Raw genomic sequence first — 18,900 nt, forward strand, 5'->3', positions numbered from 1 at the left:
GGCCGAAACCCTGATCGAAAAGGCGGAGGCAGGGCGTCCAGGGCGGCATCCCCACGCAGAGCGTGGGAACGATCCAAACCATGGTGGGAGCGGGCTTGCTCGCGAAGGCGTTGGTTCAGTCGATACATCTGTTGACTGACACACCGCCTTCGCGAGCAAGCCCGCTCCCACATTTGATTTGTGTCGCTCAGAAAATGGTCGGCAGGCTTATTTACGCTGCAACAACCCCGGGAACTGCGCTACCAGCTTCTGGTTGTTCAACGGCGCCCGGATAAACCCGCGCTGGGTGCCGTCCGGCCCGATCAGCGCGAGGTTGCCGCTGTGGTCGACGGTGTAGTTGGGCTTGCTGGTGTCTGCCGGAATAAACGGAATGCTCACCGCATTCGAAACCTTCTGCACATCGTCCACACTCGCACCGGTCAGGCCCTCGAACTGTGGATCGAAGTAGCCCAGGTACTGCTTGAGCTGCGCCGGTGTATCGCGGTTCGGGTCAACGCTGACCAAAATCACCTGCAACTTATCCACAACGTCTTTGGGCAGCTCGCTCTTGATCTGCCGCAGTTGGGCGAGGGTGGTCGGACAGATGTCCGGGCAGAAGGTGTAGCCGAAGAACAGCACGCTCCACTTGCCTTTCAGCTCGTTGACCACCACCGGCTGGCCGTCCTGGTTGGTCATGGTCACCGGTGGCAACTGGCGGCTTTGCGGCAGCAGGATGATGCCGGCATCGATCAAGGCCGTCGGGTCGCCCTGGCCTTTGCCACTCAGGACTTTGTTGACGGTCAGGCCCATGATCAACGCGACAATGGCCACCAGAATGAAGACAGTTTTTTGAGTTCGAGTCATAGGTTCAACAATAGGTAATGGTCTACGAGCAGGGCGATAAACAGCGCGAACAAGTACCAGATAGAGTACTTGAAGGTGTTGATCGCCGCGTGCGGCCGACTGCCACGGTACAGCACCCAGGCCCATTGCAGAAAGCGCCCGCCCAGAACCAGTGCGCACACCAGGTACAGCATGCCGCTCATGTGGATGACATAGGGCATCAGGCTGACCGCCAGCAAGGCGAAGGTGTAGAGCAGGATATGCACCTTGGTGTAGTGCTCGCCGTGGGTCACGGGCAGCATCGGGATGTCGGCCTTGGCGTATTCCTCCTTGCGGTGAATCGCCAGGGCCCAGAAGTGCGGCGGGGTCCAGGCGAAGATGATCAGCACCAGCAGCAACGGCTCGGCGCTGACGTGGCCAGTGACGGCAACCCAACCCAGCAACGGCGGCGCGGCGCCAGCCAGCCCACCGATGACGATGTTCTGCGGCGTCGCACGCTTGAGAAAGCCGGTGTAGATCACCGCATAACCCAACAGCGAGGCCAGGGTCAGCCAGGCGGCCAGCGGATTGGTAAACGCCAGCAACAGCGCCAGCCCGGCCACCGCCAGCACCATCGCAAAAACAAGCGCCGCCACAGGCGATACGCGCCCTTCCGCCAGCGGGCGCTTATGGGTACGCGCCATCAGCGCATCGATGCGCCGGTCCACCACATGGTTGACCGCCGCCGCGCCGCCGGCACACAGCGCGATCCCCAGGTTGCCGAAAATCAGCACCGGCCACGGTACCCCGGCGCGGGTGGCGAGGAACATGCCCACCAGCGAGGTGATGAGCATCAGCACCACCACTTTTGGCTTGGTCAGCTCCAGATAGTCACGCCAGATCGCCTGGCTGTGACGCTCGCTGATCAAGGTCGCCATGGCATCTCTCCTTTAATGGTTATGAGGCCCGACACGTGTTTACGCGGGCTGAAGCGCCAGCCGAACGGCAACTGATGTCGCACCCGAACCAGGCTGGTGCGGGCGTGGTAATTGACCAGCACCAGCGTCAGCAGCAACGCCGCGCCGCCGGCGTTATGCGCGACCGCAACCGGCAGCGGCAGGTGGAAGTACACGTTGCTCAGGCCCAGGCAGATTTGCGCCGCCAGGGCGATCAGCAACAGGCCGGCCAGGCGGGTCATGCCGACCACCTTGAGCTGCCAGGCCAGGCCCAGCAACACGACAGTGACCAGCAGCGCGCCAATCCGGTGGGTGAGGTGAATCGCCGTGCGCGCATCACTGTCCAGTTGCCCGCCGAGGTAATTGGGGCCGATATGCTGGGTCAGGTGAAAGCCATTGGCGAAATCCGCCGCCGGCCACCATTGCCCGTGACAGGTCGGCAGGTCGATACACGCCACGGCTGCGTAGTTGGAGCTGACCCATCCACCCAGCGCGATCTGGCCGATCACCAGCACCAGCCCGGCCGTGGCCCAATACTGCAAACGCCTGGGCACGATCAGCGCCGGCAATACGCCGGACAATCGCAGCGTCAGCAAGAACAGCAGGCTCAACGTCGCAAACCCGCCCAATAAATGCCCGGTGACCACTTGCGGCCAGAGCTTCAGCGTCACCGTCCACATGCCAAACGCTGCCTGGGCGAACACCACTGCCAACAGGAACAACGGCAGCTTCAACGGCTGGCCCGGATGATGCCGATGGGTCCACGCGCGCGCCGCCAGCAGCACGATCAACAGCCCGAGGGTGCCGGCGAAGTAACGGTGGGTCATCTCGTTCCAGCCCTTGTCCGCCTCGACCGGCGTGTCCGGGTAATGCAGTTCGGCATGGGCCAGCTGGGCTTCGCTTTTTGGCACGCTGATAAAGCCATAACAACCCGGCCAGTCCGGGCAACCGAGACCCGCGTGGGTGAGGCGGGTATAGGCGCCCAGCAGCACCACGATCAGGGCCAGCAGGGTGGCAAACAGCGCGAGGCGAAATCCAGGTTTGGCCATGACGGTGTCCTTATCCGATGTTCGACAGTTTCAGCAGCAGGCGCAGGTCGTTGAGCAGGTCCTTGCCCTTGACCCGGGCGTCGTAGCGCAGCACCAGGTTGCCGTGGGGGTCGACGATCCACAGCTGGGCATCGCCGCTGCCTTGGGCGGCGGCGTCTTTGTTGAAGGTCGACAGGTCCAGGGAATAGCGTTGCAGTTGCGGGTATTCGGCCTTGAGTTTGGCGTCATACGCGGTGCTGACCGGCTGCGCACTGGCCAGGGCGTGGCTGGCGCGGGAGGCATCACGGCCCAGGCCGATCTGGAGTTGGCGTGCGAGGTACACCAGTTGCTGGCAGTCGGCGGCGCAAGCGGTGGGCGCGGTGACCAGCAGTTGCCAGCGGTCTTCGTCAGCCTGCACGCCAATGTCGGCACGGGTCTGGCCATTGCCGATCATCTCGCCGTGGTAGCTGCGGCTGTCCGGCACCCAGAACTGCAATTTGTACATAAAGGTGGCGAGCACCATCGGGCCGACCACCATCAGCAGGATCAGGATCAGTTGCCAGCGGCCCTTGCGCCGATTGGGCGCTGCCGGCGCGTCAGACATGTTGAGTGGATTCATGGCCGCTCCCATGGCGCTTCTCCTTTTTTGTGTTGTGCCATCCGAGGTAGAGGTAAAGGCCGAACAGCGCCACCGCCATGGCGAACCACTGCACGGCGTAGCCCAGGTGTTTTTCCGGGCCCATGGCGACCACGGGCCAGCTGGTTTCGTAGGTGGCCGGGCCCGCTTCAGCCCGCACTTCATAGGCGAATCCGCTGCGACCCAACTCGGTCCACAGCGCTGCGGGATGCAGCGCGGTCAACAATCGTGGCCACTGTGCGCCCGCCGGATCGGCATGCAACTGGAAGGTCTCGCCAGGCGCCACATAGACCCAGGCGTCGAGATTCAACAGTTGTTCGGGAGTGGTGAAAACCGGCGGTGCACGGCGGTCCGGCCAGGGCAGCCAGCCACGATTGAGCAACAGCCACTCGCCGCTGGCCTGATCATGGAAAGGTTGCAGTAGCTCCACACCGACTTTGCCGTCGCGAAAGCGGTTATCCAGCAACACGCTGTGCTCGGCATCGAACTGCCCGCGCAAATGCACACGACGGAACGCCGGATCTTCGGTGGCCTGCAGTTGCGTACTGCTCATGGGCTCGGCAGCGCGGCGCTCGGCGTAAGTGTCCAGCAGCGCCTGTTTTTCGTGACCGCGAGACAGCTGCCAAAAGCCGAGAAATACCAGTAACGGCAGCAGCACGAGTACCACCAGCGTCGGCGCAATACCGGGGCGAAAGGGTTTCATGGCATTGCCGCAGAGGTCGGTGCTGCGCTGGCTATACTGAATCTCATTGCTCGCCCCCTCCAAAAAAGAGCCCCGGAGCCCACCATGCTCAAAGCAGCCATTGCCCTGATGCTGATTGCTACCGTCGTGAGCCTGTTCAGTGGCTTGTTCTTCCTGGTCAAGGACGAGGGCAACTCCAACCGCCTCGTCACTGCCTTGACCGTGCGTGTGGTGCTGGCCGTGATCACCCTGGGGTTGATCACCTGGGGTTTCTTCAGCGGCCAACTGGTATCTCATGCGCCCTGGTGAAACACCTCAAAGCACGTAAACGAAGAAAAACAGCCCGATCCACACCACGTCCACAAAGTGCCAATACCAACTGGCCGCCTCGAACCCGAACTGGTGTTCGTTGTTGAAATGCCCCTTCAGGATGCGCATCAGCATCACAAACAAAATGATCGTGCCGATGGTCACGTGGGCACCGTGGAAGCCGGTGAGCATGAAGAAGGTCGCGCCGTACACGCCGGAGCCCAGGGTCAGGCCCAACTCCTTATAGGCATGGATGTATTCCTCGGCCTGGAACCCGAGAAACGCCCAACCCAGCAACACGGTGATCGCCAGCCAGATCTTCAGTGCGCCGCGATGGCCTTTGCGCAAGGCATGGTGGGCGATAGTGATGGTCACGCTGGAGCTGACCAGCAAGATCGTGTTGATCAGCGGCAAGCCCCACGGGCTGATGGTGCCCTTGGGCGCCGGAAACATTTTCGGGTCGGGATTGTTCAGCAGCGGCCAAGCAAATTCGAAGTTCGGCCACAGCATGTGCGCGATGCCCTTGTGGCCTTCGCCCGCCAACCACGGCGCCGACATGTGCCGCACATAAAACAGCGCACCGAAAAACGCGATGAAGAACATCACTTCGGAAAAGATGAACCAGGTCATGCCCCAGCGAAAGGAGCGGTCCATCTGCGAACTGTACAAACCGGCGCGACTTTCCTTGATCACCGCGCCGAACCAGCCAAACATCATGTAGGCCAGCAGCAAGCCACCGACGAAAAAGATCAGCGGGCCGTGGGATTCCGGGCGTGCGGCCTTCAAATCGTTGAACCAGGTCGCCAATCCGAACACCGTGATCAGCATCCCCAACGTAGCAATTATTGGCCATTTGCTTTGCGCTGGTACGTAGTACGTATCATGAGTCGACATGTATTCGTTCTCCTAATCGAGCCTGCAAGCAACGCCTAGCCGCCGGTATGGACAGCCACGGGCGGTTGGCGCGCGGTGATATCGAACAGCGTGTACGCCAGGGTCAAATGCTTCACATCCTTGGGCATGTCGCGGTCGACAATGAAGCGCACCGGCATCTCTATGCGCTGACCTGGCTGTAGCACTTGCTGGGTGAAGCAAAAACACTCGGTCTTGTGGAAGTACATCGCCGCCTCGGCCGGCGAAATGCTCGGCACCGCCTGGGCGGTCATCGGCTTGTCGGTGGGGTTGTAGGCCACGAACAGCATCTCGGTGACTGCGCCGGGATTGACCACCACCTCGTCGGCCTTGGAGTGGAATTCCCAGACCATATCGATGGCATTGGTGGACAGGAACTGCACCCGCACCTGCCGCGTCGGGTCCACCACCTGCTCGCCTTCGTACTGCCCGGCGGTCTTGCCATTGATGCCGAACGCCTTGCACATCACGTCGTAGATCGGCACCAGGGCAAACCCGAAGGCGAACATCGCCACCACCAGGATCAGCAGGCGCGTGACCAGGCGCTTGATAGGCACGGACTCAAGCATGGCGGCCACCTGCGAATGAATGTTCTGCGAATGGCCTTTCTGTGGGCGCTGGCTTGCCTGCGATGCTGGCAACTCGGTCTTTCAGGTACACCGAAGTGATGCCATCGCAGGCAAGCCAGCTCCCACAGGATAGGGAGGTGTTCATTTGACCTCCGGTGGCGTGGTGAAGGTGTGGTACGGCGCGGGCGAAGGAATGCTCCACTCCAGCCCTTCGGCGCCATCCCACGGCTTGGCCGGCGCAGGCGGGCCGCCACGGATGCACTTGATGACGATGAACAGGAAGAAGATCTGCGTCGCGCCAAAGGTGAAGGCACCGATGGAAGAGACCATGTTGAAGTCGGCGAACTGCAGGTTGTAGTCCGGCACCCGACGCGGCATGCCGGCAAGCCCTACGAAGTGCATCGGGAAGAACGCCATGTTCATCCCCACGAACGACAGCCAGAAGTGCAGCTTGCCCAGGGTTTCGTCGTACATGTGGCCGGTCCATTTCGGCAGCCAGTAGTAGGCCGAGGCGAAGATCCCGAAGATCGCCCCAGGCACCAGTACGTAATGGAAGTGCGCCACCACGAAGTAGGTGTCGTGGTACTGGAAATCCGCCGGGGCGATGGCCAGCATCAGCCCGGAGAAACCGCCGATGGTGAACAGAATCACGAAGGCCACCGCGAACAGCATCGGCGTCTCGAAGGTCAGCGAGCCTTGCCACATGGTGCTGACCCAGTTGAACACTTTCACGCCCGTGGGCACCGCGATCAGCAGCGTGGCGTACATGAAGAACAGCTCGCCCACCAGCGGGATGCCCACCACGAACATGTGGTGCGCCCACACGATGAACGACAGGAACGCGATGCTCGCCGTGGCGTACACCATCGAGGTGTAGCCGAACAGCGGCTTGCGCGAGAAGGTTGGGATGATCGAGCTGACGGCACCGAACGCCGGCAGGATCATGATGTACACCTCGGGGTGGCCGAAGAACCAGAACACATGCTGGAACAACACCGGGTCACCGCCACCGGCGGCACTGAAGAAGCTGGTGCCGAAGTGGATGTCCATCAGCATCATGGTCACGCAGCCCGCCAGCACCGGCATCACCGCGATCAGCAGGAAGGCTGTGATCAGCCAGGTCCAGACGAACAGCGGCATTTTCATCAACGTCATGCCGGGAGCGCGCAGGTTGAGGATGGTGGCGATGACGTTGATCGCGCCCATGATCGAACTGATGCCCATCAAGTGGATGGCGAAGATGAAGAACGTCACGCTTTCCGGCGCGTAGGTGGTGGAGAGCGGGGCGTAGAAGGTCCAGCCGAAGTTCGGCCCGCCGCCAGGCATGAACAGGGTGGAAACCAGCATCAGGAACGCCGCCGGCAACAGCCAGAAACTGAAGTTGTTCATGCGCGGCAGGGCCATGTCGGGCGCGCCGATCATCAACGGGATCATCCAGTTGGCCAGGCCGACAAACGCTGGCATCACCGCACCGAACACCATCACCAGGCCGTGCATGGTGGTCATCTGATTGAAGAACGCCGGCTCGACGATCTGCAAACCCGGCTGGAACAGCTCGGCACGGATCACCATGGCAAACGAGCCACCAAGCAGGAACATGCAGAAGCTGAACCACAGGTACATCGTGCCGATGTCTTTGTGGTTGGTGGTCAGTACCCAACGCATCAGGCCCTTGGCGGGGCCGTGAGCGTGGTCACCGGCATGACCGTGGTCATCGATCACAGCGCTCATGGCCTTTCTCCTGCGAACGAGTGGGCGGGACGGTTCAGGGAATATGCAATGAAGGAAGTCATTTGCTTTCCGCCTGTTTCAGAGCCAGCACGTCTTTAGGTGTGACCATGTCGCCTTTGTTGTTGCCCCAGGCGTTACGTTCATAGGTCACGACCGCCGCGATATCGACTTCCGACAGTTGCTTGCCGAACGCCGCCATGGCGGTGCCGGGCTTGCCGAAGTACACGCGGTGCAGGTGGTCTTCCTTGGGCCCGGTGGCAATCGGCGAGCCCTTGAGCGCCGGGAACATCGGCGGCAGGCCCTGGCCTTCGGCCTGGTGACAGGCGACGCAGGTGGTGTGGTAGATCTTGTCGCCACGGGCCACCAGCTCATCCAGGGTCCATTCCTTGGAGGTCAGCTCCTTGAGCTTGGCCGCCTCTTCCTTACGCTCGCCGAGCCAGGTGTCGTAGTCGGCCTTGGATTTGACCTCCACCACGATGGGCATGAAGCCGTGGTCCTTGCCGCACAGTTCAGCGCACTGGCCGCGATAGATGCCGGGCTTTTCGATGCGGGTCCAGGCCTCGTTGACGAAGCCGGGAATCGCATCACGCTTCACCGCAAACGCTGGCACCCACCAGGAGTGAATCACGTCCGCAGCGGTCACCAGGAAACGCACCTTGGCACCCACCGGCAGCACCAGCGGCTGGTCGACTTCCAACAGGTAATGCTCGCCTTTGACGGCCTGGTTATGGATCTGCTCGGCGGGCGTGGCCAGGTTGCTGAAGAACTCGACATCCTGGCCCAGGTATTTGTAATGCCACTTCCATTGGTAGCCGGTGACCTGGATGTCGATATCCGACTCAGTGCTGTCGTAGATGTTGATCAGCGTCTTGGTGGCCGGAATGGCCATCGCCACCAGGATCAGCAAGGGCACCACGGTCCAGAGAATCTCCACCGTCGTACTCTCGTGGAACTTGGCTGCCACCTGTCCCGTGGAGCGCCGGTGAACGATCATCGACCAGAACATCGCGCCAAACACGACGATGCCAATCGCCACACAAATCCAGAAAATGGTCATGTGCAGGTCAAACACGGCGTGACTGACTTCAGTGGCCCCTGGCGCCATATTCGTTGTCCAGGCGGCTTGCGCCTGGCCGAATACTGACCACAACAGGAGGCCCATCCAAACATGTGGATGTCGCGTCATTGCGGGTTCCCCTTATCATTCTTGTTATCCCGCCGGTTTGCACCTGCGGCCAAGGGAGCGGCTTCCATACTGCTTACAACCGCCAGGCCTTGCCTGCTCATGCAGTCGGGCGTCATCAGCTAATTGCGTACAAAATCGAGTATAGACAGCGACCGCCACCCCGCAATGTGATCGGGCAAATGAACGAAAATGAGGAAACGGACCACACAACAGGACCGGTGGCGCGCGTTATCCGACGAACGATGGCAATTTGATATAACGCCAGCGCATAACCATGAAATAATTATGACAAATGCGTCTTAGGCTCTCGTATAAACGAGCTACCTTATGCTCTCCCTATTTCCTACGCCTGCATCACTGGAGCTTTCATGAACACCGCCGCATTGCGCGAGCAGATTTCCCGTGCCCATCAACACGAATCCAGCACTGGCCAGCTTGCTCAGCAGCTGGAAGTCCAGTTACCGCACCTGCACCCGGCGATTTCCGTGCCTGACGTCGACGCCAAGGGCGTGATGACGCGTTTTGTAAGCGCCTACATCGACCAGGTCCCCGATCTGCTGGACGCGGCCAACGATGTCGCCCGCGAAGCCGGTATTGAAAGCCAGATCAAACCGGTGCTGAAAATCGCCGAGCATTTCTTCCTGCAGCCGCCGGCGATCCTGGCCGGGCATGAAGGCCTGGACGGTTTGCTGGATGAGGCTTACCTGGCGCATCGCCTGGTGGAAGAGGTCAACGATCTGTATATCAAGCACTTCGGCCAGCCGTTGATTCCGCTGGATACCACTGTGGCGAACGTGATTGCCCACCAATTGATCGGCGAGGCGTTTGCCAATCAGCTGGATGAGGCGGTGCACCACGCGGTGGATGAGATGCTTAACGAAGAGAGTTTTGCCCTGGAGTCGGTCGAAGCCTACCGCGACAAGCTCAAGAGCCCGGACACGGAAGCGGCGTGGAAGCGCTGGCCGTGCCTGTCGCGGCAGTTGGGCGTGGGTCTTGAGCTGGACCAGCCAGCTTAGATTTGCCGGCTTGCAAAGATCCAATGTGGGAGCGGGCTTGCTCGCGAAAGCGGTGTATCAGAAACACATTCAGTGACTGACACTGCGCCTTCGCGAGCAAGCCCGCTCCCACATTTTGATCCGGTTTCGTCAGCCAACAGACGGCGCCGAGCCTATTCCGGTCGTCGTTCTTACCCGTCCTTCCAACCTGCGCTTCAACCCCCGCGCCTCGATCATCAGCTTCGAGCCCTTGGCCGCATTGGCCCGACCCCATTCCTCCAATAGCTCAAGGCAGGAGTGGTCGATATAACTCAGGTTACTGAGCGGCACATGCAAGGTGGTCCCGGCGGGTACCGTCGACAGCACCTGGGTCAATGCAGGCACCTTGAGAAAGGTCCCGGCCCCCGTCAATCGCAGCTCCATCTCGCCCTCCTGCGGCAGGTCGATCAGGCTTATCTTCAAGCGTGAGGCCTTGAACGCCAGCTTCACCAGCGTCAACCCGAAGCCCACCAACACACCCGTCAGCAGGTCGGTAAAGATGATCGCCAGCGCCGTCGCCGCGTAGGTAAACATCGGCATTCGCCCGTAGCGCGCCAGGCCACGAAACGCCTTCATGTCCACCAGCTTGATCCCGGTGTACACCAGCACACCCGCCAGGCTTGCCACCGGAATGCTTTGCAGCACACTGGACAGCAACAGCACGAACGCCAGCAGCCACAAGCCGTGGAACATCGCCGACAAACGCGTGGTAGCGCCGGCCTGGACGTTGGCCGAACTGCGCACGATCACACCGGTCATCGGCAGGGCGCCGACCAGGCCACACAGCATGTTGCCCACGCCTTGTGCCGACAATTCCTTGTCGAAGTCGGAACGCTGGCCACTGTGCATACGGTCGACTGCCGCCGCCGAAAGCAGCGTTTCAGCGCTGGCGATAAATGCCACGGCGAAGGCCGCGATCAACAGATTGGGATCCGCCAGGTTCAACAGGTCGCTGGGGCGCAGCCAATCGATGGCATCCGCGAGGTTTTCCGGCACCTCCACCCGCTTGACCTGCAACGCCAGCACCAGGCTGGTGACTGTCGCCAAACCCACGCCGAGCAGGGCGCCGGGGACGAAGCGCAGCTTTTGCGGGCGGAACTTGTCCCACAGCCACATCACCATAATCGTCGACAGCCCGAGCAAACCGGCCTGCCAGCCGAGCCCGCCGCCCAATGTGGGGATCGCCTGGATCAGTGCCGCAGGGAAGCCGGCGAGGTTATCCAGCCCCGAGGGCTTTGGCACACCGTCGAGCATCACGTGTACTTGCGACAGGACAATCAGCACCCCGATCCCTGCCAGCATCCCGTACACCACTGCAGGCGCAGTCACGCGGAACCAGCAGCCCAGGCGCAAACGCCCGGCCACCAATTGCAGGAAGCCCGCCAGCAACAGGATCGGCCCGAGCATGGCCATGCCATGCTGGCGAACCAGTTCAAACACCAACACCGCCAAACCTGCCGCCGGACCGCTGACTTGCAACGGCGACCCCGCCAGCCAACCGACCACCAGGCCACCGATGATCCCGGTGATCAAGCCTTTGGCCGGAGGCATTCCGGACGCGATGGCGATCCCCATGCACAGCGGCAGGGCGACCAGAAACACAACCACGGAAGCCAGCAGCTCCCGTGGCAGCACAGCTTTCAATTGAGCAGCACGCATAATGACTCTCCCGAGGCATTCGCCGGGCGTGGCAAGGCCTGGCTGCTCGAATGGCAGCCATCGCGTTACCCGACAGGGGATTGTTTTAGAAGCGCGCTTTAGGCGTCGCGGATGGAATCGGCTGGGTACCGTTCAAGGGCAGGAACGCTGCCTGATCCGCATCGTAGGCCCTGATTTCGCTGGTCTCGATGTCGTAGACCCAGCCATGGATAAACAAATGCCCGTTGGCCATGCGCGAGGCCACGGAGGGATGAGTGCGCAGGTGCTGCAGTTGGGCGATCACGTTTTCTTCGGTCAGCACGTGCATGCTTTCGTGTTCGTTGGCGCAATCGCAGTTGTCCTGGACCATGGTCTTGGCGACTTCGGCGTGGCGCAGCCAGGCCTTTACCGTGGGCATTTTTTCCAGGCTTTGGGGGTTGAGCACCGCGCGCATGGCGCCGCAGTCGGAGTGGCCGCAAATGATGATGTGCTGCACACCAAGGGCCAGTACCGCGTACTCGATAGCCGTTGAAACACCGCCGTTCATCTGCCCATAAGGCGGCACGACGTTACCGACGTTACGGGTCACGAACAAATCCCCAGGGGAGCTATGGGTGATCAGTTCGGGAACGATGCGCGAGTCGGCGCAGGTAATGAACATCGCCCGCGGGCTCTGGGCCGTGGCGAGTTTTTTGAAGAGCTCTTCCTGCTGGGGGAAGATCTCGTTATGGAAATGCAAAAAGCCTTCAACGATGTGCTGCAGCGCTGCATCGGCGGATTCCGCCTCGTGAGGGGCTGAAGCCGACGCAGCCAACGGCTGTTTATCCTTGTCACTCATAATTCATCCTCTTGGTTGGAGCAGGGGAGTTTTCCAGTGCGGCCGGCGCCCAAACTGAAGCGCCAACTCATTAGTCACTCGATGAACAAGGTACCCGCCGAAACTTAACTCAAACTGAATGAGCCGCTCTAGATCGGGGCTTTCAGTGATATCAAAACGCGACTATTGCTACAGAAAAGTATGCTTATCCGGCAGTTTACAATAAAGCCATCTGTCTGCCCGGCGGACAAAACGCCGTGCAGTCCAGATTAAACCCTTCCCGCCGGTTGAGCCCCAATCGTTTGATCGCCTTGGCGAAACGTTGCGCCAGCAAATCGGCAAACGGCCCTTCGCCACGCATGCGTACACCGAAGCGGCTGTCGTAGACCTCACCGCCGCGCACCTGCCGCACCAGGCTCATCACATGGGCCGCGCGCTGCGGGTAATGGGCCGACAGCCATTCCTCAAACAGCGGCGCCACTTCCAAAGGCAAACGCAGCATCATGTACGCCGCACTCTGTGCCCCCGCGGCATGAGCTTCGGCCAGCAGGCTTTCCAGCTCGCTGTCGTTGATCATCGGGATCATCGGCGAACACAGCACGCCCACCGGGATCCCCGCCTCACGCATCACCCGGATCGCCCGCAGCCGGGCCTTGGGCGCAGCCGTGCGCGGTTCGAGGATGCGCTTGAGTTCATCGTCCAGGCTGGTGAGGCTGATCATCACCGCCACCAGCCGCTGCTGCGCCAACTCGGTCAGCAGGTCGAGGTCCCGCAGGATCAGCGAGCCCTTGGTAATGATCGTCACCGGATGACGGTAGCGCAGCAGCACTTCGAGGGTTTGCCGGGTGATCTTGTACTCGCGCTCGATGGGCTGGTACGGGTCGGTGTTGGAGCCCAGGTTGATCGGCGCGCAGGTGTAGCCCGGTTTCGACAGTTGCTGCTCAAGCACGTCGGCGGCGTTGGTCTTGGCGATCAGCTTGGTTTCGAAGTCCAGCCCCGGCGACAGGTCCCAATACGCGTGACTGGGCCGCGCATAGCAGTAGATACAACCATGCTCGCAGCCGCGATACGGGTTGATCGCCCGGTCAAACGGGATATCCGGCGAGCTGTTGCGGGTAATGATGGTTTTCGCGGTTTCGATACGGACTTCGGTGCCCTGGGTCTGTGGCACTTCCTGATACCAACCGTCGTCTTCCGCCACGCTGACGGTGGGCGCAAAACGGTTGTGCAGGTTGGTGGCCGTGCCGCGCCCGCGAGGCGGCAAAGGGACATTCATAGTCAGACCTCATAAACTGTATCCATATACAGTATTCGAGAAGATCGCTTTTCACCAGCACCACTGGGCGGCGCGGTCTAGCATCGACCTTCGCACGAACGGAATGACACCTTCCTACATGTAACCAAACAAGAAATAAATCGCGACATATGTGACATGGATAAAGTTATTAACACATCGCTATGATCACAACTTAACTCATTACCACCTACAGGATATTTATGTCTCAGGATGAACTACGCTTTACATGCGAAGACTTTGAAAAAGATAACAGCCCGGAAGTATTAATGGAGCGCTTTACCGACGGTAAACTGTCCTACGCCATGTATGCCTCTTCCTCCAACAGGGACGGGCACTACGACACCACATCCTCCACCACCGACCTGGATAACGACGGCGACTTCGATGAACAGGACAAGACCATCTTCCTGAACATGGCGAATAGCTTTGTAAAAACCTGCGCCCCTCGATAATTAATGGGCTAGTTGCCAGGCTTATATATAAAACTATAAACCTGGCAACTGACACTACTTCTCTGAAGTTTGATCAGCTTCGGTAGTTACTGCATCTTTTCGCAAGTCTTTCACTTGCGAAGCCTTTACAGGCTCTCCCCTATTACCCCAACTGCCCCGAACGAAACTGACCACATCCGCCACCTCCTGATCCGACAGCCGCCAGGCAAACGCCGGCATGGTGAAGGTCGAAGGTGCCGTATGCGTCGCCGGCAACGTGCCGCCGTTCAACACGATGTTGATCAACGAGGTGGCATCCGCCGTCTGCAATACCGGGTTGCCCGCCAGCGCCGGGAACACGCGGGTGTAGCCGTGGCCGTCGGTACGGTGGCACGCCGCGCAGTTGTCGATGTACACCGAGGCACCCGGCTTGCTGTCATCGCCCTTCCACAGCGCGTCGGCGACCTGCTTGTCGTACTGATGCGGCTGATCCTTGGGATCCACCGCCGGCAGGGTCTTGAGGTAACGGGCGATAGCCGTCAGGTCCTCTTCCGACATGTACTGCATGCTGTGTACTACAACGTCGCTCATGCCGCCAAACACCGCGCTGCGATCACTGCGCCCGGTCTTGAGGAATTGCACCAGTTGCTCCTCGCTCCAGCTACCCAGGCCGTCCTTGTGGTCGCCCCGCAGGCTCTTGGCAATCCAGCCTTCCAGCGGCGCACTGCCGGACAGGAAAGCGCTGCCATCCGACGCACTCAGGGATTTTTCCTGCATGGTCAGGGCCCGTGGTGTGTGGCAAGCGCCGCAGTGGCCGAGGCCTTCCACCAGATACGCGCCACGGCTGATCACCGGATCGGCGCCCGCCTGGGCCTTGTAGTCCTCGACCTTGGGCGCAAACATCCAGCGCCATCCGGCCAACGGCCAGCGCATGCTCAACGGCCAGGGAATGTCGCTGTCCTTGTTCGCCTGCGCCACCGGCTCCACGCCCTTCATGAAGTACGCGTACAGCGCCTGCATGTCGCTTTCGCTGACCCGCGCGTAAGACGGGTAGGGCATCGCCGGGTAAAGGGTACTACCGTTCTTCGCGACGCCATGGCGCACGGCCTGGTCGAAGTCTTCGAAGCTGTAGTCGCCCAGGCCGGTTTTGTCCGGGGTGATGTTGGTGGAGTAGAGGGTGCCGATCGGGGTTTCCATCGGCAGGCCGCCGGCGAACGGCTTGCCACCCTTGGCGGTGTGGCAGGCCACGCAGTCACCGGCGCGAGCCAGGTATTCACCCTGTTTGACCAGGTCGGTTTCAGCCGCACTCACCGAGCAGCTGCTGAACAAAGCCAGGGACGCGATAACAAATGCTTTCATGGTCATCGCTCCTTATGCCTGAACCAGTGGGCCGGGGTTTTTCAGGTACTGCTCGCGAATTGCCCGCGCCGACCAGTAGGTCAATGCCGCCACCAGGCCCGTAGGGTTGTAGCCCAAGCCTTGTGGGAACGCGGAAGCGCCCGGGACAAACACGTTGTGTACGTCCCAGCACTGCAGGTAGCGGTTCAAGGCACTGGTTTTCGGGTCGGTGCCCATGATCGCGCCACCGTTGAGGTGGGTGGTCTGGTAGGACGCGGTGTTGAAGTGCTCGCCCACCTTTTTGCCCAGCAAGGCAATCGCCTTGGGGTTCATCGCTTCGGCGATCTTGCTCATTTTTTCGACCATGAAGCGGTTCATCTTGATGTCGTTTTCCTGCCAGTCGAAGGTCATGCGCAGCAGCGGCAGGCCGTAGGCATCGCGGTAAACCGGGTCCAGGTCGAGGTAGTTGCCACGGTAGGATTGGTGGGCGCCATGGGCATCCATCGACACCTGGTGAGTGTAGTAATCAGCCGTGGCGCGCTTCCACGCACTGCCCCAGGCCGGCGTGCCCGGCGGGTTGGAGGTACCCGCAATCGGCCGGCTGCCCGCCTGGTTGACCCACATCGGCGAGCCGCCCACAAAGCCGTGCGGCCCATGGTCGAAGTTGTCGGCGTTGAAGTCATCGACCGCCACGCCATTGCCGCCGGCACCGATGAAGTTGTTGGTGTGCACGTCCTTGTCGAAGAACGCCTTGATGGTGGCCATGTTCTGGTAGGCGAAGTTGCGGCCCACCACGCCCTCACCGGAGATCGGGTCGTAGGGTTTGCCGATGCCCGACAGCAGCATCAGGCGCACGTTGTTGAACTGGAAGGAACCGAGGATCACCAGGTCCGCCGGCTGCTCGCATTCTCGCCCCTGGGCGTCGACATACGTCACGCCGGTCGCCTTGCTCCTGGTGCTGTCGAGATTGACCTTCAGCACGTGGGAATTGGGCCGCAGTTCGAACTTGGGTTCCTGGCGCAAGGCCGGCAGGATGTTCACGTTCGGCGAAGCCTTGGAATACATGTAGCAGACATAACCGCTGCAGAAGCCGCAGAAGTTGCACGGGCCCATCTGGGCGCCGTAAGGGTTGGTGTACGGCCCCGATGTATTCGCGGAAGGCAGGTTGTAGGGCTTGTACCCCACGGCCGTGGCGGCCTTCTGGAACAGCTGTGCGGAGACTGTGTTCTTCTGCGATTCCAGCGGGAAGTGATTGGAGCGATCCGGTGCGTAAGGGTTGCCGCCCTTGCCTTCGCCCACCAACTGGCCTTTCACCGTCCAGGCTTGCCCGGAGGTGCCGAAGACTTTCTCGGCATAGTCGAAGAATGGTTCCAGCTCTTCATAGCTGACGCCGAAATCCTGGATGGTCATGTCCTTGGGAATGAAGTTTTTCCCGTAGCGCTCTTCGTAATGGCTACGCATGCGCAACTCGATCGGGTCCACCCGAAAGTGCACGCCGGACCAGTGCAGGCCTGCACCGCCGACACCGTTGCCAGGCAGGAAAGCGCCCAGTTGGCGGTTGGGCATCGCCACGTCATTCACGCTATGGCGAATGGTCACGGTTTCCTTGGAGATGTCCTGGAAGAGCTTTTTACGCACGCTGTAGGTCAGTTCGTCGATGACCTGGGGATAGTTGCCGTCCGGGTAGGTGTCCTGCATCGGGCCGCGCTCCAGCGCTACCACGTTGAGGCCAGCTTCCGTCAGCTCCTTGGCCATGATCGCGCCGGTCCAGCCAAAGCCGACAATCACTGCATCCACTTTCTTCATGATGGTCGCCACGTTTACGCCCTCTCGCCACGGATCGAAACAGCCGGGAAGGGGTATTGCTCGTTGCGTTCAACCCAATCCATGAAATCGGCGCGGGCGCCGGGGAAGCCGATCATGGTCCAGCCGACCATGCCTTTGTTGCCACCGTGGACCGGGTCGCAAAAGAACCCTTCCTTGGTGTTTTGCAGCAACAGATTGAAGAAAATCTTCGGCGGGACGCTGTCGAACTGCGCGTCGCCGGCCTCCAGGCGCTGCAACAACTTTTCCTGGGTAGCGCTGTCTTGCTCGGCAAATAGCTTACCGTTCATCGCTTTCGACCAGGCATCCGTGGCAGCGATGCCCAGGCGATAGATCTCCTTGGGCACCAATTTGCTCTGCCAGCCCATTTCAGGCGGCGCGTCGGCATTGAACGGGCCTTGCATGAACCACAGGGCACCCGCCGCGTACGGCGTGTTCATCTGACGGTCGATGTATTCCGGCGCGCCGGCTTCCAGGGCGCCTGGGCCCTGGTCGTCCGCCGGGATCAGGCGCGCAACGGCCGCGTTGATAAAGGCCCATTCCTCGGCAGTGAAATAGCTCGGCTCATAGGCCTTGCTGCTGACGGGCGCCTTCTCCGGGCTGGCTTGAGCCGGTTCGGGAACCGCCATCAGCATCGAACCGCCCAGGCCCGTGCTGGCGACAGTGACCACGGGGATCAAGGTCAAGGATTTGCGTAAAAACTCACGCCGGGGGTTGTCTTGATCTTGATCAGACATGGTGGCACCTCATCATGTGGTCACGGATTTATCAGCCGCTTCGAGGAACGACTTATAGTTTTGGCAGTAAATGGGATCCAAAGGACCCAAGGGGATAGAACACAGCAGCAATCAATAGTTACAAAGGATAGCAGGCTAAGGATTGGGGAAAATCGTTTCAGCGCGAAAAAATCTGCCCGGAGCCGGCTTATTCACGATTCTTTGACGAGTACCTCACACGGCATTGACCCCCTGTAGGCGAATCTGGGCCCCATCAGCCCCTTCCCTATTCGGTTACATCGCGCATGTTCAAGAATCAATTGCTGCCTGCCGTCAGCCTCGTGTTCATGGCGCTGTTCACCACCGCACCGTCCCAGGCCGAAGAGCTCACGCCCATTCGTTCGTTGGAATGGGCCCAGCCGGTGGGCAATCAATACAACCTGTATCAGATGACGCCCACGCTCTATCGCAGCGCGCTGCCGGATAGCGGTGCTGTTCCTGTATTGGAACAGCTCAAGATCGGTACGGTGATCAACTTTCTGCCCGAGTCCGATGCCAAGTGGCTGAAATCACCCGGTATCAACCAGGTGCAATTGTCCTATCGCACCAACCATGTCGATGACGCCGATGTGCTCGCAGCGTTGCGTGCGATTCAGGATGCCGAAGCCAACGGCCCGGTGCTGATGCACTGCAAACACGGCTCCGACCGCACTGGCCTGGTGGCGGCGATGTATCGGGTGGTGATTCAGGGATGGAGCAAGGAAGATGCGCTGAACGAAATGACCTTGGGCGGCTTTGGCGCCAGTAGCGGCTTCAAGGACGGCGTTCGCTACATGATGAGGGCCGATGTCGACAAGTTACGCACCGCACTGGCCAACGGCGAATGCAGCACCAGCGCCTTTGCACTGTGCTCGATGAAAAGCTGGCTGAATACCGCGGACAACGCCAAAGACCCGGCCGAGGAAAAAACCGCCTGGGTGGTCGCTCCCTGAGC

General features: G+C 60.5%; 19 protein-coding genes. 4 read left to right on the top strand and 15 right to left on the bottom strand.

The window, feature by feature from the left end:
• Nucleotides 1–207: 207 nt before the first annotated feature.
• Genes HX873_RS03845 through HX873_RS03865 form a run of 5 tightly spaced genes read right to left on the bottom strand, consistent with a single transcriptional unit; the run spans nucleotide 208 to nucleotide 4,125 of the window.
• Nucleotides 208–843 carry an SCO family protein gene (locus tag HX873_RS03845; RefSeq protein ID WP_008439627.1) on the bottom strand — a complete coding sequence of 212 codons (636 nt, stop codon included), beginning with the start codon at nucleotides 841–843 and terminating at the stop codon, nucleotides 208–210.
• Complete coding sequence (gene cyoE, locus HX873_RS03850) at nucleotides 840–1,739, bottom strand: heme o synthase (protein ID WP_008439626.1); 900 nt, start codon at nucleotides 1,737–1,739, stop codon at nucleotides 840–842. Before cyoE ends, HX873_RS03845 begins: the two co-directional genes overlap by 4 nt.
• Nucleotides 1,727–2,806 (bottom strand): heme A synthase, encoded by a 1,080-nt coding sequence (locus HX873_RS03855; protein WP_102367831.1) that lies wholly within the window; start codon nucleotides 2,804–2,806, stop codon nucleotides 1,727–1,729. Before HX873_RS03855 ends, cyoE begins: the two co-directional genes overlap by 13 nt.
• 10 nt (nucleotides 2,807–2,816) lie before the next feature.
• Nucleotides 2,817–3,416: a hypothetical protein gene (locus tag HX873_RS03860; RefSeq protein ID WP_177122399.1), complete on the bottom strand. Its 600-nt coding sequence runs from the start codon at nucleotides 3,414–3,416 to the stop codon at nucleotides 2,817–2,819.
• Complete coding sequence (locus tag HX873_RS03865; protein WP_177122400.1) at nucleotides 3,382–4,125, bottom strand: SURF1 family protein; 744 nt, start codon at nucleotides 4,123–4,125, stop codon at nucleotides 3,382–3,384. Before HX873_RS03865 ends, HX873_RS03860 begins: the two co-directional genes overlap by 35 nt.
• An 84-nt stretch (nucleotides 4,126–4,209) precedes the next feature.
• Here HX873_RS03865 and HX873_RS03870 point away from each other — a divergent pair, with 84 nt between their 5' ends.
• Entirely contained in the window at nucleotides 4,210–4,413 is a 204-nt protein-coding gene (locus HX873_RS03870) for a twin transmembrane helix small protein (protein ID WP_010168612.1), read from the top strand.
• A 6-nt stretch (nucleotides 4,414–4,419) separates the two neighbouring features.
• Here HX873_RS03870 and HX873_RS03875 read toward each other — a convergent pair whose 3' ends face one another.
• The 4 genes from HX873_RS03875 to coxB form a co-directional block, all read right to left on the bottom strand.
• Nucleotides 4,420–5,307 (bottom strand): cytochrome c oxidase subunit 3, encoded by an 888-nt coding sequence (locus HX873_RS03875; protein ID WP_003214849.1) that lies wholly within the window; start codon nucleotides 5,305–5,307, stop codon nucleotides 4,420–4,422.
• 35 nt (nucleotides 5,308–5,342) lie between these two features.
• Nucleotides 5,343–5,894 (bottom strand): cytochrome c oxidase assembly protein, encoded by a 552-nt coding sequence (locus HX873_RS03880; protein ID WP_008439615.1) that lies wholly within the window; start codon nucleotides 5,892–5,894, stop codon nucleotides 5,343–5,345.
• A gap of 141 nt (nucleotides 5,895–6,035) precedes the next feature.
• Nucleotides 6,036–7,625 carry a cytochrome c oxidase subunit I gene (gene ctaD, locus HX873_RS03885; RefSeq protein WP_003214853.1) on the bottom strand — a complete coding sequence of 530 codons (1,590 nt, stop codon included), beginning with the start codon at nucleotides 7,623–7,625 and terminating at the stop codon, nucleotides 6,036–6,038.
• Nucleotides 7,626–7,683: 58 nt separating this feature from the next.
• Nucleotides 7,684–8,811, bottom strand: a complete 1,128-nt coding sequence (gene coxB, locus HX873_RS03890) for a cytochrome c oxidase subunit II (RefSeq protein WP_003214854.1) — start codon at nucleotides 8,809–8,811, stop codon at nucleotides 7,684–7,686.
• A gap of 368 nt (nucleotides 8,812–9,179) precedes the next feature.
• Between coxB and HX873_RS03895 the strand changes: the two genes are divergently transcribed.
• Nucleotides 9,180–9,827: a hypothetical protein gene (locus HX873_RS03895; protein WP_003214855.1), complete on the top strand. Its 648-nt coding sequence runs from the start codon at nucleotides 9,180–9,182 to the stop codon at nucleotides 9,825–9,827.
• A gap of 129 nt (nucleotides 9,828–9,956) precedes the next feature.
• Here the strand turns inward: HX873_RS03895 and HX873_RS03900 are convergent, their stop codons facing one another.
• The 3 genes from HX873_RS03900 to HX873_RS03910 form a co-directional block, all read right to left on the bottom strand.
• Nucleotides 9,957–11,504 (bottom strand): SulP family inorganic anion transporter, encoded by a 1,548-nt coding sequence (locus HX873_RS03900; RefSeq protein WP_008439613.1) that lies wholly within the window; start codon nucleotides 11,502–11,504, stop codon nucleotides 9,957–9,959.
• 85 nt (nucleotides 11,505–11,589) lie between these two features.
• Nucleotides 11,590–12,321 (bottom strand): carbonic anhydrase, encoded by a 732-nt coding sequence (locus HX873_RS03905; protein ID WP_003214859.1) that lies wholly within the window; start codon nucleotides 12,319–12,321, stop codon nucleotides 11,590–11,592.
• A gap of 196 nt (nucleotides 12,322–12,517) precedes the next feature.
• On the bottom strand, nucleotides 12,518–13,576 hold the full coding sequence (locus HX873_RS03910; RefSeq protein ID WP_102367827.1) for a PA0069 family radical SAM protein: 1,059 nt from the start codon (nucleotides 13,574–13,576) through the stop codon (nucleotides 12,518–12,520).
• A 221-nt stretch (nucleotides 13,577–13,797) separates the two neighbouring features.
• Here HX873_RS03910 and HX873_RS03915 point away from each other — a divergent pair, with 221 nt between their 5' ends.
• Nucleotides 13,798–14,049, top strand: a complete 252-nt coding sequence (locus HX873_RS03915) for a hypothetical protein (RefSeq protein ID WP_087694556.1) — start codon at nucleotides 13,798–13,800, stop codon at nucleotides 14,047–14,049.
• A 54-nt stretch (nucleotides 14,050–14,103) separates the two neighbouring features.
• On the opposite strand, the gene HX873_RS03920 is transcribed toward HX873_RS03915, so the two are convergent.
• From HX873_RS03920 to HX873_RS03930, 3 genes are read right to left on the bottom strand one after another with little or no spacing between them, the layout of a single operon-like run.
• On the bottom strand, nucleotides 14,104–15,387 hold the full coding sequence (locus HX873_RS03920) for a cytochrome c (RefSeq protein WP_177122401.1): 1,284 nt from the start codon (nucleotides 15,385–15,387) through the stop codon (nucleotides 14,104–14,106).
• A 12-nt stretch (nucleotides 15,388–15,399) separates the two neighbouring features.
• The gene (locus HX873_RS03925; RefSeq protein ID WP_003214867.1) at nucleotides 15,400–17,184 is read right to left on the bottom strand and encodes a GMC family oxidoreductase; all 1,785 of its coding nucleotides are present in this window, start codon (nucleotides 17,182–17,184) and stop codon (nucleotides 15,400–15,402) included.
• Between the two features lie 2 nt (nucleotides 17,185–17,186).
• Entirely contained in the window at nucleotides 17,187–17,927 is a 741-nt protein-coding gene (locus tag HX873_RS03930) for a gluconate 2-dehydrogenase subunit 3 family protein (protein WP_003214869.1), read from the bottom strand.
• A 284-nt stretch (nucleotides 17,928–18,211) separates the two neighbouring features.
• Here HX873_RS03930 and HX873_RS03935 point away from each other — a divergent pair, with 284 nt between their 5' ends.
• Nucleotides 18,212–18,898: a tyrosine-protein phosphatase gene (locus HX873_RS03935; protein ID WP_177122402.1), complete on the top strand. Its 687-nt coding sequence runs from the start codon at nucleotides 18,212–18,214 to the stop codon at nucleotides 18,896–18,898.
• The last annotated feature ends 2 nt before the right edge of the window (nucleotides 18,899–18,900 follow it).

Source organism: Pseudomonas sp. P7758 (genome assembly GCF_013386485.1).
Classification (GTDB): Bacteria; Pseudomonadota; Gammaproteobacteria; order Pseudomonadales; family Pseudomonadaceae; genus Aquipseudomonas.

Coding starts and splice junctions, on each gene's coding strand:
- HX873_RS03845 (WP_008439627.1), bottom strand. CDS start 843: ATGACTCGAACTCAAAAAACTGTCTTCATTCTGGTGGCCATTGTCGCG.
- cyoE (WP_008439626.1), bottom strand. CDS start 1,739: ATGGCGACCTTGATCAGCGAGCGTCACAGCCAGGCGATCTGGCGTGAC.
- HX873_RS03855 (WP_102367831.1), bottom strand. CDS start 2,806: ATGGCCAAACCTGGATTTCGCCTCGCGCTGTTTGCCACCCTGCTGGCC.
- HX873_RS03860 (WP_177122399.1), bottom strand. CDS start 3,416: ATGGGAGCGGCCATGAATCCACTCAACATGTCTGACGCGCCGGCAGCG.
- HX873_RS03865 (WP_177122400.1), bottom strand. CDS start 4,125: ATGAAACCCTTTCGCCCCGGTATTGCGCCGACGCTGGTGGTACTCGTG.
- HX873_RS03870 (WP_010168612.1), top strand. CDS start 4,210: ATGCTCAAAGCAGCCATTGCCCTGATGCTGATTGCTACCGTCGTGAGC.
- HX873_RS03875 (WP_003214849.1), bottom strand. CDS start 5,307: ATGTCGACTCATGATACGTACTACGTACCAGCGCAAAGCAAATGGCCA.
- HX873_RS03880 (WP_008439615.1), bottom strand. CDS start 5,894: ATGCTTGAGTCCGTGCCTATCAAGCGCCTGGTCACGCGCCTGCTGATC.
- ctaD (WP_003214853.1), bottom strand. CDS start 7,625: ATGAGCGCTGTGATCGATGACCACGGTCATGCCGGTGACCACGCTCAC.
- coxB (WP_003214854.1), bottom strand. CDS start 8,811: ATGACGCGACATCCACATGTTTGGATGGGCCTCCTGTTGTGGTCAGTA.
- HX873_RS03895 (WP_003214855.1), top strand. CDS start 9,180: ATGAACACCGCCGCATTGCGCGAGCAGATTTCCCGTGCCCATCAACAC.
- HX873_RS03900 (WP_008439613.1), bottom strand. CDS start 11,504: ATGCGTGCTGCTCAATTGAAAGCTGTGCTGCCACGGGAGCTGCTGGCT.
- HX873_RS03905 (WP_003214859.1), bottom strand. CDS start 12,321: ATGAGTGACAAGGATAAACAGCCGTTGGCTGCGTCGGCTTCAGCCCCT.
- HX873_RS03910 (WP_102367827.1), bottom strand. CDS start 13,576: ATGAATGTCCCTTTGCCGCCTCGCGGGCGCGGCACGGCCACCAACCTG.
- HX873_RS03915 (WP_087694556.1), top strand. CDS start 13,798: ATGTCTCAGGATGAACTACGCTTTACATGCGAAGACTTTGAAAAAGAT.
- HX873_RS03920 (WP_177122401.1), bottom strand. CDS start 15,387: ATGAAAGCATTTGTTATCGCGTCCCTGGCTTTGTTCAGCAGCTGCTCG.
- HX873_RS03930 (WP_003214869.1), bottom strand. CDS start 17,927: ATGTCTGATCAAGATCAAGACAACCCCCGGCGTGAGTTTTTACGCAAA.
- HX873_RS03935 (WP_177122402.1), top strand. CDS start 18,212: ATGTTCAAGAATCAATTGCTGCCTGCCGTCAGCCTCGTGTTCATGGCG.